Annotated in this window: 17 protein-coding genes; 15 read left to right on the top strand and 2 right to left on the bottom strand. The window is 34.4% G+C overall.

Going from position 1 to position 14,437, the window contains the following annotated elements; all coding sequences use genetic code 11:
* The first annotated feature begins 111 nt into the window (after positions 1–111).
* The 8 genes from FYJ55_RS03935 (at position 112) to FYJ55_RS03900 (ending at position 6,571) form a co-directional block, all read left to right on the top strand.
* Positions 112–1,350: a hypothetical protein gene (locus FYJ55_RS03935; RefSeq protein ID WP_154555725.1), complete on the top strand. Its 1,239-nt coding sequence runs from the start codon at positions 112–114 to the stop codon at positions 1,348–1,350.
* Between the two features lie 98 nt (positions 1,351–1,448).
* Complete coding sequence (locus FYJ55_RS03930; RefSeq protein WP_195836653.1) at positions 1,449–4,547, top strand: FHA domain-containing protein; 3,099 nt, start codon at positions 1,449–1,451, stop codon at positions 4,545–4,547.
* Positions 4,522–4,746 (top strand): hypothetical protein, encoded by a 225-nt coding sequence (locus FYJ55_RS03925; protein WP_147346761.1) that lies wholly within the window; start codon positions 4,522–4,524, stop codon positions 4,744–4,746. The genes FYJ55_RS03930 and FYJ55_RS03925 overlap by 26 nt, the downstream gene beginning before the upstream one ends.
* A 2-nt stretch (positions 4,747–4,748) precedes the next feature.
* Positions 4,749–5,042 carry a WXG100 family type VII secretion target gene (locus FYJ55_RS03920; protein WP_117571493.1) on the top strand — a complete coding sequence of 98 codons (294 nt, stop codon included), beginning with the start codon at positions 4,749–4,751 and terminating at the stop codon, positions 5,040–5,042.
* 12 nt (positions 5,043–5,054) lie between these two features.
* Entirely contained in the window at positions 5,055–5,339 is a 285-nt protein-coding gene (locus FYJ55_RS03915) for a WXG100 family type VII secretion target (protein WP_118114820.1), read from the top strand.
* A complete protein-coding gene (locus FYJ55_RS03910; RefSeq protein ID WP_154555723.1) occupies positions 5,332–5,505 on the top strand; it encodes a hypothetical protein in 174 nt (57 codons plus the stop codon). The genes FYJ55_RS03915 and FYJ55_RS03910 overlap by 8 nt, the downstream gene beginning before the upstream one ends.
* Positions 5,492–6,286: a hypothetical protein gene (locus FYJ55_RS03905; RefSeq protein WP_154555722.1), complete on the top strand. Its 795-nt coding sequence runs from the start codon at positions 5,492–5,494 to the stop codon at positions 6,284–6,286. The genes FYJ55_RS03910 and FYJ55_RS03905 overlap by 14 nt, the downstream gene beginning before the upstream one ends.
* Before the next feature lie 12 nt (positions 6,287–6,298).
* Positions 6,299–6,571, top strand: a complete 273-nt coding sequence (locus FYJ55_RS03900) for a DUF4176 domain-containing protein (RefSeq protein WP_117924795.1) — start codon at positions 6,299–6,301, stop codon at positions 6,569–6,571.
* A gap of 23 nt (positions 6,572–6,594) precedes the next feature.
* On the opposite strand, the gene FYJ55_RS03895 is transcribed toward FYJ55_RS03900, so the two are convergent.
* Both FYJ55_RS03895 and FYJ55_RS03890 read right to left on the bottom strand, forming a co-directional pair.
* The gene (locus FYJ55_RS03895; protein ID WP_154555721.1) at positions 6,595–7,494 is read right to left on the bottom strand and encodes a peptidylprolyl isomerase PrsA family protein; all 900 of its coding nucleotides are present in this window, start codon (positions 7,492–7,494) and stop codon (positions 6,595–6,597) included.
* Positions 7,494–8,519 (bottom strand): peptidylprolyl isomerase, encoded by a 1,026-nt coding sequence (locus FYJ55_RS03890; RefSeq protein ID WP_154555720.1) that lies wholly within the window; start codon positions 8,517–8,519, stop codon positions 7,494–7,496. Before FYJ55_RS03890 ends, FYJ55_RS03895 begins: the two co-directional genes overlap by 1 nt.
* Before the next feature lie 132 nt (positions 8,520–8,651).
* On the opposite strand from FYJ55_RS03890, the gene sufC reads away from it, so the two are divergent.
* From sufC to FYJ55_RS03855, 7 genes are read left to right on the top strand one after another with little or no spacing between them, the layout of a single operon-like run.
* Positions 8,652–9,467, top strand: a complete 816-nt coding sequence (gene sufC, locus FYJ55_RS03885) for a Fe-S cluster assembly ATPase SufC (RefSeq protein ID WP_117924789.1) — start codon at positions 8,652–8,654, stop codon at positions 9,465–9,467.
* Positions 9,460–10,233, top strand: a complete 774-nt coding sequence (locus FYJ55_RS03880) for a SufD family Fe-S cluster assembly protein (RefSeq protein WP_154555719.1) — start codon at positions 9,460–9,462, stop codon at positions 10,231–10,233. The genes sufC and FYJ55_RS03880 overlap by 8 nt, the downstream gene beginning before the upstream one ends.
* On the top strand, positions 10,220–11,461 hold the full coding sequence (locus tag FYJ55_RS03875) for an aminotransferase class V-fold PLP-dependent enzyme (protein ID WP_154555718.1): 1,242 nt from the start codon (positions 10,220–10,222) through the stop codon (positions 11,459–11,461). The genes FYJ55_RS03880 and FYJ55_RS03875 overlap by 14 nt, the downstream gene beginning before the upstream one ends.
* A 15-nt stretch (positions 11,462–11,476) precedes the next feature.
* A complete protein-coding gene (gene sufU / locus FYJ55_RS03870; protein ID WP_154555717.1) occupies positions 11,477–11,923 on the top strand; it encodes a Fe-S cluster assembly sulfur transfer protein SufU in 447 nt (148 codons plus the stop codon).
* Complete coding sequence (gene sufB / locus FYJ55_RS03865) at positions 11,907–13,319, top strand: Fe-S cluster assembly protein SufB (RefSeq protein ID WP_407651022.1); 1,413 nt, start codon at positions 11,907–11,909, stop codon at positions 13,317–13,319. The genes sufU and sufB overlap by 17 nt, the downstream gene beginning before the upstream one ends.
* Positions 13,312–13,809, top strand: coding sequence for a 5-formyltetrahydrofolate cyclo-ligase (locus tag FYJ55_RS03860; protein ID WP_154555715.1), 498 nt, complete (start codon positions 13,312–13,314; stop codon positions 13,807–13,809). The genes sufB and FYJ55_RS03860 overlap by 8 nt, the downstream gene beginning before the upstream one ends.
* Positions 13,806–14,426, top strand: a complete 621-nt coding sequence (locus FYJ55_RS03855) for a GDSL-type esterase/lipase family protein (protein WP_154555714.1) — start codon at positions 13,806–13,808, stop codon at positions 14,424–14,426. Before FYJ55_RS03860 ends, FYJ55_RS03855 begins: the two co-directional genes overlap by 4 nt.
* Positions 14,427–14,437 lie beyond the last annotated feature (11 nt).

The following is a 14,437-nucleotide window of genomic DNA, read 5'->3' as shown; positions in this document are numbered from 1 at the left end:
GGTTTAAATATTTTGAAGTTCTTGTCATAAGTGTAGTCTCTCTTTCGTTTACACCTATACAATAAATCTTAAATAGACATCATTAATGTCAGTTATATTAACAAATCACCAATGTATCTGTTAAGCCTTAAAATTTTACCTATTGAATATCCTGAATGTTTATTAAATTCTGTCGTGTACACAAAAGAAAATCATTCTAACCTGAAATTTGAATCTGTATGTAAACAGGCTTTTAATCTGAATGTATATTGTGATGGTATATATTACTATTCACTCGATTTAGAAGACAAAAATCAAGTGTTGATTGATCATTCAAAAAATGGAAAGTATACATTTGAGTTAGAACATAAAGAGTATCCACAGTTTAAAAAAAGTATCGATGGCTCTATTGAATATTCTAATACTTTGCCAATAGTCACATTAACTCCTTCAAGTAAGCTATCCAATGAGGATGTCATTGTGAAAGCAATCCGTAATGTACCTAAATTAGAAATAGGATATATAGATGTGGATCTCAATGGTATTAAAACGCGCTATGCGCTCAATGAAACGATTCGTTTACCAGCCATACATAATCAGGATGTCATCTATTGTGTGAGTGCGTATGCCAAAGATTTATATGGACATGAGGTAAGTGATCAAATCTATGTCCAAATCGATAAAAAAGCCCCTTCAAGTCAGTTGTTTATGAATAATGAAAGGGTTGTGGATCGCATGAATTTAAAGAAACAACCCAGTCTAGAATACAAGTATGATGATGCAAATGCGTATATGCGGGTGGAATACTATTTAAATGATACTTTCATGGATATGGATTTTGAGAAAGTCTTTAATCGTATGGTCAAAGATGATGTATTAAAAATTGTGACATATACAAATGATGTGCTGATGAACCTAGAAAAGAAAGAATATGAATTTGTATTTAGTCCCGATAAAGAGATTGAAATGGTTTCAAAAAGTGAACAAGTTCTAGAAAAAGATGAAGTGGTTGAATTTGAACGTGTCTGGGTTGTAAATGAAGATAATGAAGTGGTATTAAAAAAGAATACGAAACATATTCAAAAGGTTTCTAAACCCAAAATTCACTATACGCGTAAAAAGAATAAGGTACAAATATGGTCTGAAGATAAGATCGAGTATGTTTTAGTCAATGGTAAGCGTGTACAGATTGAAAAAGATGTGGTGGGACATGATTTTGTCGAGATTTCGTTAAAAAAGAAAAAGACTTCAATTGAGGTAAAGACAAAGCATCGCAAAGTATTAAAAAAAGAAGAAATCAAAAGGTCAGCTGTGAGAATCACCTCTATACAGAAAATAAGGATGTGGCTCAAACAAATCTTTAAATTATGATCAAACTATGGGTATACACAGACAAATCCTGCCACTACTTTGATTTGAACTGCGCAAAGTCATTTTCAAAGTACTTCTTTGAAAAAAGAAGGAATGGTGTGTGTATCGTATGGAATCAATCTAAAAAATTATTGAGATATGGCGAATCGTGTATTCTAGATGAAGTTTTATTTTATTTGGAAGAAATAGAAAGTACAATGTGCCATTTTCCAATTTCTAAAAAAATAAAGGTTGGAAGGAGTGAAGCATGTGATATTCAATTATGTACAAATGGAGTGTCTAGGTATCATTTTCAAATTGAAGAAGGTGTATTACAGGATTTTAATAGTTTAAACGGTACGTATGTCAATTCGAAACGAGTTAAAAGATGCAGCCTTTGTATGCAGGATGAAATCGTGTTTGCGAACATTCGCATGATTTATTTTAAAGATTATGTACTTTTGGATATGGTCAATAATCCGTATAGTAATGTAGAGCTAGATCGTAAAAATGCAACATATTATCCGTCCTGTTTAAATATTGAAATGCCAAAGGTTCAAAAATTTGATATTCAGATGCCACAAATTATGCGTTCAGTTCAAAAACAAAGTCTATTTAGTGCAATAGGACCGAGTTGTATGATCGCAAGTTCTGGTTTAATCTCTTCTATTTTGATTGGGTATCTTCAAAAACAAAGAATAGAATCACTCTTCACAAGTATGATCAGCTCTTTGACTATGGCATTTACTTTTATGGTGTATGGCCTTTACAACCGGAATTATCAATACAAATTAAGTGTAAAAGAGAGCACAAAAAGTATCGATATGTATAATGCTTACATAGAGAAGATGTATGAAAAGGGTGTTGTATCTAAAGGTACATTTAAAAAGAAGATGGATGAATATATTTCTAAATATATAGATACATACCAACACGAAAACAGAGATGTGATTTATGTAGGATGTGCATACAATGCATGGTGTAAAATAAGTTATCGTGAAGTTTCGTATGAATATGCACTTGATGACTTGATGCAGAAAAGAGAACAGTTGATCTCAAACTTAAATCAATTTGTACAAGTTCCTATATTTTTGAGACAAGGAGAGGTTTGTTGGATTCAAGGCGATGTGAAGGCAAGTATTATTTTATTTGAAAATTATTTGTGGTATTCCAAACAAAAACGTAAATGGGTATGGCTTCAGGAGTTTGAAGGAATGAAACAAATTCTTTTAAATCCCTATTGTGCTATTTGTGAAAAAATCGATGCCGATACAATTGTCGTTGATGTAGAAGGAAAATATCTTCCTAAGTCGTATTATTGTTTGATTTATGTGGGAAACCAAAAACCATCTTTCCATTATGACTACCAAATTGAAACAATTGCGATAACAGAATTAAGCTTAGATCGAAAACGGTTTGTATTGCGGAATGAAGATTCAAACTTCTATGATCAACTAATCAAAATAGGTCCTGTTCGAAAATCTGAGTATGTAATGAAAGTTCCAGTAGGTATTGATGAGTCCCAACAAATTGTTGTTATGGATTTTCAAGAGTATGGGCCTCATGGCTTAGTTGCAGGAATGACAGGTTTTGGCAAGAGTGAATTTATTAGTTTTCTTTTGATGATGCTGATATGGCATAATACACCTCAACAATTTCAATATGTATTGATCGATTTTAAGGGCGGTGCCTTTGGACAACCCTTTTATGAATTTGCGCATTGTGCAGGAATTGTGACCAATTTAGATGCACAATCTATGGAACGTTTCTTTCAGAGCATGAATTATGAGTTGGAGAAAAGACAGCGCTTGTTCTTAAAAGAAAAAGTATCGGATATTCAGTCCTACAATATGATCCATACAATGTCACATTTATGGATCTTTGTGGATGAATTTGCCCAATTGAAAATGCGATTTCCACAATTTATGTCACAACTGCAGGAAATTGCACGAATTGGAAGGTCACTAGGCATCCATTTGGTTTTAAGCACACAAAAACCTTCTGGCATTATTGATGATCAAGTTTGGTCCAATACAACTTGGCGGGCTTGTTTTCATGTGAGTAGTATACAAGATAGTCGGGAAATGCTTCAAAATGAAATGGCGTATCATTTAAAAAATCCAGGTGATATGATTCTTCAACACCAACAAAAGAATCAATCTTGTCGAAGTTTTTATTTGCAGAGTTCAATAGATGAAATATGTTGGCGTGAAATCAATGAGAAAAAGGAAGTGCTGCATTCAAAACATCATGCGGGTAAGCGTGTCATGGATGTATTAAAGGATCAAATTCATGATTTAAAGGAAGTAAGAGAATGGGTGTTATTACCGAAAGACATTCCTGAACATGTATTTGGTGTTTTAGATCTTCCTTTTGAACAAAAACAATGTGAAATTAAATTTATGTCAATACAGTTGTTTTATACAAAAAGTCTAGATATTGTATATCGTTTGATCAAGTATTTTGAAAATGAAACGATCTATGTCTATGGAACAAATATGTTAGATTCCTATGTAGATTTTAGTTTCTTTCAATCTCGCTATTTTTCAAAGATTCATGAAGGTGTTTGTATCATTTTCGAAGATGAGAATTTGGATCTTTCTGAATTGGATGAACATGTAATTTCGTTTGTGGTTACGAATAATGAAACCACAAATTTGAAATGGATCTTAAATAAGTATGTATTTGATATAGAGAGTTTAGATGATAAACGGATATTTTTTGACACCTACCATCTGCCTTCGTATCTAAATATGACGCTGTATCACAATACATATGTTGAAATTTTATATCGAAAGATAAAAGAAACAGATCTTAAATCAAGAGCTACAAAATTGATGATATTTAATAAGGATAAAAATTGTATTGGTTTTGAATGTAAGGGCGATCGACCGGTTTTTATGGATGAAACAAAAAAGTTATTCATTTTATATATGCATACGGATTATGCGCAAGAAGTAAATCGTATATGTGAGAGTTTAGCACATTTAAAAATTACGAGTGATTGGAATCAAGAGAGTGATGTATATGTCGTGTGTGTAGATGTGAGTTTATTGAATGAGGATGCATTTCAAAAGAAACTATACAATGCTCAAATTGTATGGGTTGGTTATGGTTTAAAAGAATATGGATATATGTTAAAGCGAAAGCTTCCATATGAACATTTTGATTGTGTCTTTTTTAAAGATCAAAATGAAGGGGTTGGTATTTGTGAATGAGGTTGGTATATATTTGTCACTCGATCTAAGAATGGTATATGTATCTCAATTGTATGTTGTAAAAATGTTTTTGAATGAGTTTTTAGGTTATGAAATACAGTATGTGTTTAATGTGACAGGAAATTATTTTTTAGATTTAAATAAAACGTTTCAAGAAAATCAAATCGCTTATGGCGATATCTTAATCTACGGGAGGTAAAAATGAAAATATCAGTGGATTATTCCGAAGTATATCAAGCAAGTGTCTATGTAAAAAACAAAGCGGATAGCTATAATGATCTAATTCAGAATCTTTATAAAAAAGTGGAGCAGATGCAAAGTATCTGGCAGGGTGTGGATCATTTAGCTTTTCAAAATCAGCTAGAAGAATTTAGACCTTCATTAAATGAAATGTATCAAGTGATTCAAGAATACAGCAATGTATTGAAGCAGACAGCTTCGGTTTATGAACAGCTTCAACAAGATCGTGTTGCACAAGCTAGATTGTTGTTGTAGAAGGAGAAAAGTATGGCACAAATTCAAATATCAAGTGAAGACGTAATGGCATATTCTAAGCAGGTGGATGCGTATGCCAATGAGATTCGAACTGTATTTAACGAAATTGAATCCAGAATGTATTATGTGGAATCTATTTGGCAATCTCCAGCTTCGAAATACTTTATGGAACAATTTCAAACGTTGAATCCAGCAATGATGTCGTATTTAGATACGTTAGCACGCTTTTCTACGTACTTACATCAAACCGCAAATCTATATCAGGAAAACGAACAATCTTTGATGCGTTATGAATGAGATAAATTTCTACAATGCCTTGTCTAGTGATTTAAATGCGTTGTTAAATCAGACAAAAAATATTGTATCGAATGAAGAGTTTGTCTATGTGAATCAAAAGGTCAGTCGAATTCAATATTTGATTCAAATTCAGATGCAGGGGATTATGAATCGTGAACGGCGATAGTATAGCTTGTCAAAATCTAAGTCTTGAATATAAGGCGCTTGCTTCTAGGGCTCTATCTTCAAAAGATCCTACAATTAATGAAAGGCAATATCGCATCGCAAAAGAAATAATGGATATTGCGAATTATTTATCGAAGAGCGCATCTTTAATTGAGTCTTGCGAGCACAAACAAAGTGCTTGGAAACCTGGAAAGGTGAATTTGATCAAGTATACGAACTTGAATTTAGTTTCACAATTGACAAAACAGAGCCGCTATTCGTATGGTTCTGTTCGCTATACAAAGTCATTTAAAGAATGGAATAAAGATTACACAAAGCCTTATTTTCATGTAGGGGCCAATGCCACACTTCTTGATGGAGAAATTAAATCGAGTATCAGTGCAAGAATATGGAAGAACAAAAAATTTGATCCGCGTATAGTATTAAATGCCGAGACAAGTCTAGCGTTATTATCTTCTACAGTAAATGCGCGTATTGGAAATTCAAAAGTCTATGCGAATGCTCGAGCAACAGGGCAAGTTGGTGTAGCGTATGCGACTTGTAAAGCTGCTTTTTCTAGGAAAGTACAGTCGTTTGAAGCTGGAGTTGGTGTTGCAGCATTACGAGGCGAAACACGTTGTGTATTGAATATTCTTGGGGCGAAAGTCACTTTAACGGCACAAGGAAGTGTAGGTAGTGCAGAGGCTAATTTCTCTTATCATTTTTCTAGCAGGGAGTGGGAAATCGGCTCAAAACTTGGCTTTATTGCGGGACTGGGCTTTAAAATCAACGTAAGTTATTAGAAAGGAGTCGGCATGAAAGATTTATTACCGATTGGTAGTGTTGTCACTTTAAAAGAGGGGACAAAGAAATTAATGATCATGGGGCGTCTTCAACAAAATATGAAGACAAAAAAACTCTATGATTATGCGGGATGTTTATGGCCAGAAGGCTATATGGATAAGGAGCATTGTTACGTATTTGATCATGAGGATATAGATTGTTTATTCTATATAGGGTTACAGGATATAGAAGAATTTAATTTTCGATTTGAACTGGATGAAATGATGAAAAAAATGGGCCACTAGACTATTGTCTAATGGCCTTTCATTTAGTCGTCTGATTCAGATAAATCTGGTCTAGAGACTAGATATTCAGGATTGTTTGCCTTTAAATTATTGAATATATCTTGATCGTGTACTTCAAAATTGTATTTCTTTAAATAATAAACAAGACAAGCTTTTGTGACGTCATCATCACTGCTCAATGCTGTATATACATCATCTTTAATGTCTTTATATGTATTAGATACTAATACGGCAACATATGCATATGTTGTTCCACTGCTTTCGTTTGTGAAGACTTCGTCAATGACTCCGGCTTTTTTTGTCTTTGACAATGTATTGATCAAACGAGTTGATAAATCCGTTGTCTTTGTCGTTACTAATGTTTCTTTTCCAGAATATTTTGCAGAATCAACCATGTATTGTTGAGCTACTTCTTCTGGATCTGTTCCATTCTTTAATGCTTTCAAAGCTTTTTTAGCAGTTGCCTTATTCTCACATTGAATGATACGAGCTTTACTTGGTTTATATGTTTTTTGGATGTCTTTCTTTGCGTCTGTGAAGTATTTTTCGGTTAATTCACTTGCTTGTAAACTTGGAATTAGAACTTTATTCATATATTGTTTACTATTTTTATAGCCCAATGAGTGAATTTGTTCATCAAAGTTTTCCATGTTTTCTTTGTAGTCGTTAACTTGTTTTTGTGCTTTTTCCTTCATTTCCTTTGTAACCTTGACTTCTTGTTTGTAGATAGCCTGTTTTACAAGTTCCATTGTAAGATCTGAACCAGTAGATATTTTTAACAATTCATATTCATCACCCTTAGTGTATTTTGTGTCACCAATAGTCATGATTGTTTCATCTTTATCCTTAATAGTTGCGGTTGCTCCAGAGCATCCTGTCAACATCATGGCAGCACATACGAATAATATAGGTGTCTTTTTCATTATTGATCACCTCCATAAGTTGTTTTTACATAGCTGTCGAATTTTTTCTTTGTGTCTTTATCGTTGAATTTAATGTCTAATTTTTTTGCATACGAATCTAAAATCTTGTATGAAAGAGAAGAATCGCTGTTTAAGATGGCATACAATGCTTGGTTTGAAACAGTGTCACTTTTTGCGTTAAAAATCTTCTTTGAATTTGTTTCTTTTACATATACCTTATATAAGCTTGTTCCACTTGAACTTGTAACTGTGATCCAGTCACTTGTTTCCCCTTTTTTAAGGCCGATTGCAGCTGTCACTACATCAGCAGGAACAGTTGATGTTGAACTTGAGTCTGAACTTGTTGAGTTTGAATCTACATATCCTGCAAATCCGTTTTTATTAGCGGTATTTGAATCTTCAGAGAAGGCTTTTGCGACATCCGCAAAGCTTTCTTTTTCTAAAGCCTTATCAATATTACTTTTCTTTTTAGTTTCTGTTTCTGTTAGATTATCGGCATCACTAACATCCATCTTAATAATGGAAACGGTTCTTGGGCTTTTTTCTTCCCAAGCTTTTTTCACCTCATCAAAATGTTTAGTGATATATTTTTTGTTCATTTCTTTTTCTTTTACACTTGTTAAGCAATAATCATTAAGTTCTTCATAGGATGCATAACCATATTTGGCAAGTTCTGTTGTGAGTGTAGATTCATAGTCATCACTTTGACTAGATGCGTTAGATTTAATATTAGACTCTAATGTACTTGCCTGTTTCTTTAAATCTTTTGTAGTTTTGATAGATTGATCGATAACGGCATTTTTATACATATTGTAGATAGTAGAGCCATCATAAGGTGTGGATTCATCATATAAGTCATCAGCGGTAATGTCATCCTTATTAATGGAAGCAACAACTTGTTCATTGTTGGTTGTTTTTGCGGAAACATTATCTTTATTGGTGTCGTAGATGAAGTAGCCAATAAAACCAATAATGATGATGGCAATAAGTACGACAAACCAGTTATTTCGTAAAATATCAGTCATAATTAACCTCCTTGAGAATGTCTTTTCAATTATACGAGATATCTTTTTAAATTGCAATGAAGGCTCGAGACGTATTAATTGAGAATTTAATAATTATTTGGTATTATATTGCAGTGAAAAGAGGTAGAAGGTATGGCAGATTTGGTCATTAAGGATCTTCATGTATCCGTGGAGAATAAAGAAATTTTAAAAGGGTTGAGCTTAACTGTAAAATCAGGTGAGCGTCATGCCCTAATGGGACCTAATGGAAATGGTAAGTCTACATTGCTTGCAGCCATTATGGGTAATCCAAAATATACAGTTACATCTGGTTCAATCACATTAGATGGAAAAGATGTACTACAAATGTCAGTCGATGAAAGAAGTAAGGCAGGACTTTTCTTGGGTATGCAATATCCTAGTGTTGTTTCTGGCGTTACAAACTCTGACTTTTTAAGAAGTGCAATCAATGCGCGTTTAGAAAAACCAATCTCATTATTTAAATTTATCAAAGAAATGGATAAAGCGATTGAACAATTAGAAATGAAACCAGACTTGGCTCATCGTTTCTTAAATGATGGTTTTAGTGGGGGTGAGAAGAAACGTAATGAAATCGTTCAAATGATGATGTTAAAACCGGCAATTGCGATGTTGGATGAAATTGACTCTGGACTAGATGTCGATGCATTGCGTATTGTTTCTGATGCCATCAACCAATGTCAGCAGCAAACAGATCTTGGTTTATTAATCGTATCTCACTATGCACGTTTCTATGAATATTTACAGCCAACACATGCTCACGTATTAATGGATGGACAAATTGTTGTATCTGGTGATGCAAGTTTAGTTGAAAAAGTTGATCAGGATGGATATGAATGGATTGAAAAAGAATACCACGTAACCGCAAATAAAGAAGAAGATAAACAACCTATTTCTTTAGGTTCTTGTGGGGCTAAAAAATATGCTTAATCGCAAGGAAGTACACAATAGCGAAACTTTAAACATTCAAATCGATTCTCGTGATCAAAAATCCTATTTAATTGAATTGAGTAAAGATTGTACAAAATTTGATTTGAATGTGGAGTGTTTAGAAAATTCTTTTTCAAAATTCTTTATTTTAAACCATGCTGAAAGTGCGTGCGAATTAAACATTAATATGGTACTTAAACAAGATGCCAACTGCCAAATGGGTGTCTTGGATCTAGAAAAAAGCCCATTGAAATGGAATCACTATGTGGATCTAAAAGAGCAGGGGGCTGAATATGAAATTTTAAGTGGTCAATTATGTCAGGAACACATCAAAAAAGTATGCGAAATGGAAGTAAGACATAATGCGCCTCATACAAATGGTCAAATGAAAAACTTTGCCGTTTTATTTGATTATGGACAATATCAAATGATTGCCAATGGAAATATCAAAAAAGGATGTTTCGATGCTCAGTCTCATCAGGCAACGCGTGTATTAACTTTGGGCCAGGGACATAAGACAAAAGTTATTCCACTATTATTGATTGATGAAAATGATGTAAAGGCAAGCCACGCTCTAACAATTGGGCAGCCAGATGCTGATCAGCTATATTATCTACAGTCTCGTGGATTGAGCACAAAACAAGCTGTTGGATTGTTAAGTGTTGGTTATTTCTTGCCAGTTATTGATTTAGTAGAAGATGAAGAATTGAAAGATAGTCTTCGTCAAGAAATGGAAAGTAAGGTTGGATTACATGGACATCAGTAGAATTCGTAAAGATTTTCCGATTTTAACGCGTAAGATGTCTGATAAACCTCTAGTGTATTTAGATAACGGGGCTACGACATTAAAGCCTCAACCCGTGATTGATGCCGTAGTGAATTATTATACATACCTTGGTGCTAATGCTCACCGTGGTGATTATGAAATGAGTGCACAGGTCGATGCGGCTTTTGAAGGGGCTCGTGTTCGTACTCAAAAATTCTTAAATGCGAAACACAAAGAAGAAATCGTATTTACTTCAGGTTCGAGTGAAGGCTTGAATCTTGTAGCTATGATGGTTACAGAACAGCTTTTACATGAAGGTGACGTCATTTTAAGTGACGAAAGTGAACATGCCTCAAGTATCTTGCCTTGGATGCAGGCGGGAAAGAATAAAGGAACTAAAATCGATTACATTCCTTTGGATGAAGAGGGTAAGATCACAGTTGAAAACTTTAAAAGTGTTTTAACTGATCAAGTTAAAGTTGTTGCGATAGCGATGGTTTCTAATGTTATGGGTTTTGTGGCTCCCGTTAAGGAAATCGCCAAGATCTGTCATGAACGAGGCATTTTGTTAGTGATTGATGGAGCGCAGAGTACTCCTCATTTAAATATTGATGTGCAGGATTTAGATTGTGATTTCTATGCGTTTAGTGCTCACAAGATGTGTGGTCCTACAGGCGTAGGTGCTTTATATGGCAAGAAAAAATGGTTGAATCAACTAGAACCAATTTTCTATGGTGGTGAAAGTAATGCGCGCTTCGACAAGTCTTGTTCATTAACTTTAAAGGAAACGCCATTAAAGTTTGAATCTGGAACACAGCCAATTGAGGGTGTAATTGGTATGGCAGCTGCCATGGATTATTTGGATGCGATTGGAAAAGAGAATATTCATGCGCATGAAGTAGAATTAAAGGAATATTTCTTAAAAAAAGCTGAAGCTTTAGGAAATATTGTTGTATATAATGAAAATGCGAAGAGTGGAATTGTGACATTTAATGTGAAGGATAAAGATCAAATGATTTTTGCGCAAGATGTCGCTAGCTATTTAAATACATTTGGCATTGCCGTTCGTTCTGGACAGCATTGTGCTAAATTACTTCCGGAAGTGTTGAAGACTCCGGGTACTTGTCGTGCAAGTTTCTATTTGTACAACACAAAAGAAGAAGTCGATCAATTGATTGATGCTTTGAAGAATGCGACAGTGGAAAACTGTGTCAGCATTTTCTTTTAGGAAGGAAGCTTAATTATGTCAAATATTGATCCAATGTTGATGCGCCAGATTATTATGGATCATTATGACTATCCTCGTAATAAAGAATTGACAAAAGACAATGGTTACATGTCACGTCATATGGCGAGTGATTCTTGTATTGATGATATTACGGTGCAGACAAAAATTTCAGACGGAAAAATTGATGATATTCGTTTTGATGGGGTTGCCTGTACGATTTCAACGGCTTCGACTTCAATTATGTCTGAACTATTAAAAGGAAAGACGACACAAGAAGCAAAAGAAATTATAGACAATTATTTCAAAATGATTGATCAAAAAGAATATGATGAAGATGTTTTAGATGAGGCCATAGCGTTTCAAAATGTCGGAAAACAAGCCAATCGTATCAATTGTGCCACAATTGGTTGGAAGGCTATGCGTGAAATGATTAAGGAAAGTGAGGATGGAAAAGATGAGTAACGAAAAAGATATCGCACTTTCTAGTGAATATGAATATGGTTTTCATGATGAAGATGTCAGTGTTTATAAAACCCAAAAGGGATTGAATGAAGAAACAGTTCGTACGATTTCAAAAATCAAAAATGAGCCTGAATGGATGTTGCAGCTAAGACTTGATGCATATCATTCTTTTGAAAAGCAACAAAATCCAAATTGGGGTCCAGATTTAAGTGAAATCAACTTTGATGATTATACATACTATATCAAACCAAGTGATAAACAGGAAAAGTCATGGGATGAAGTTCCAGATACGATCCGTAATACGTTTGATAAGCTAGGAATTCCGGAAGCGGAACAAAAATTCTTGGCCGGTGTATCTACGCAATATGAGAGTGAAGTTGTATATCACAATATGTTAGAGGAAGTGGAAGAGAAGGGTGTTATCTTCTTGGATACGGATTCTGCATTAAAGGCATGTCCAGATTTATTAAAGGAATATTTTGGTAAACTTGTTCCTTATACAGACAATAAATATGCAGCTTTAAATACGGCTGTATGGTCAGGAGGATCCTTTATTTATGTACCAAAGGGTGTGAAGTTGGAAAAACCACTTCAATCCTATTTCCGTATCAACTCCATGCAGATGGGACAGTTTGAAAGAACGTTGATCATTGTAGATGAGGGTGCCGATGTACATTATGTAGAAGGATGTACGGCACCAACGTATTCAAAGGATTCTTTACATGCGGCAGTTGTAGAAATTTATGTACATAAGAATGCGAAGTGTCGTTATTCAACGGTACAAAACTGGTCAAGCAATATCTTGAACTTAGTGACTAAGCGTGCAAAAGTATTTGAAAATGGACACATGGAATGGATTGATGGTAACGTTGGTTCCCATGTAAATATGAAGTATCCAGCTTGTATTTTGGCTGAGCCATACGCAAAGGGAACAACGATTTCGATTGCGGTAGCCGGTGAAAACCAGATTCAGGATGCAGGAAGTAAAATGATTCATTTAGCTCCTCATACTTTTAGTACAATTATTTCTAAATCCATTGCGCGTAATGGTGGTGAAGTAAACTATCGTGGTTGGGTAACACATTCTAAAAATGCAGCATATGCCAAGAGTAAAGTTGAATGTGATACTCTGATTTTAGATAAGAAATCACGTAGTGATACAGTTCCGATGAATGTATCTTATAATGATACATCTCAAATTGAGCATGAGGCGACAGTTTCAAACATTAGTGAAGAACAATTGTTCTATTTAATGTCTCGTGGTTTAACTCGTTCTCAAGCTACGGAAATGATTGTTATGGGATTCTTAGAACCATTTACGCGTGAACTTCCAATGGAATATGCGGTTGAATTGAATCAAATGTTGAAACTGGATATGAGTGACAGCATTGGATAAGCGAAAGTTGTGCATTCAAAGGCGTAGTTCATTATCAAATTCAAAAAGATTTGAAAAGGAAAAGGCAATCACTAATTGTGTTTTGCCTTTTTTAAAAGGAAAAATAGGAACATATATTCCAATTCGAAATGAAGTGGATGTATATGCAAAGTTTCGTGATGAATTTGATTTATATATACCTAAGATGTTAGATGATACTACGATTGCCTTTTATTCGGATCGAGAAGAAAAAAGTAAGGGTCCATTTTCAACAATTGAACCCATTGGGATGCATGAGGTAAAAGATTTAGATGTGATTTTAGTACCGGTCGTTGGATTCTTTGGAACGTATCGAATGGGGTATGGAAAAGGCTATTATGATCGGTATTTAAGTAAAAGTTCTGCATTGAAGATTGGGGTAGCATTTGATGTGCAGGAAATGGAATTTGATGTAAAACCAACCGATATGAAGTTAGATATGATTATTACAGAATCGAGGATATTACGATGAAGATATTATTTTTTGGGGATAGTAATACGTGGGGCTATAATGCCAAAGATGCGTCTAGACAACCAAATCGTTTTACGCAGCTTGTTAAAAAGGCATTTTGGGAACATGAAATTATTGAGGAAGGCTTATGTGGTCGAACATTGTGCTTGGATGATCCGTATGATGCGGATCGTAATGGAGCTAAAATGATTTCGATGGTTTTAAAAACGCATGCTCCCATTGATGTTGTGTTTATTATGTTGGGAACGAATGATGCGAAACGTCAATTTTCAACGAATTCCATTTCTTTAGAGAAGGGGATTCGTACTTTGATGTATAGAGCCTTAAATCCGGAAAACTATCGTGATGGATCTAAACTGCCTAAATTTTTTGTGGTGTGTCCACCTAAAATGAATGTGGATGGCTTAAAGAATGAAAGAACAGCTAGTAATTTTGGTCAAGCTGGATTTGGTATTTTAGCGAATACAAAGCCATACTTAGAAAAAGGTTGTTCGGGTTTGAATGTAGAAGTGATTGATACGAGTGCTGTAGCTGGAAGTTTGGATGGAATCCATATGGATGAGAAGGGTCATAAACTTGTGGCGGATGCCTTGATATCTGTGATTAAAGAATTATAAGAAGGGAGATC

It is taken from the genome of Holdemanella porci, from assembly GCF_009696075.1.
Taxonomy (GTDB): Bacteria; Bacillota_I; Bacilli_A; order Erysipelotrichales; family Erysipelotrichaceae; genus Holdemanella; species Holdemanella porci.
This window is presented reverse-complemented; position numbering and strand designations above follow the sequence as displayed.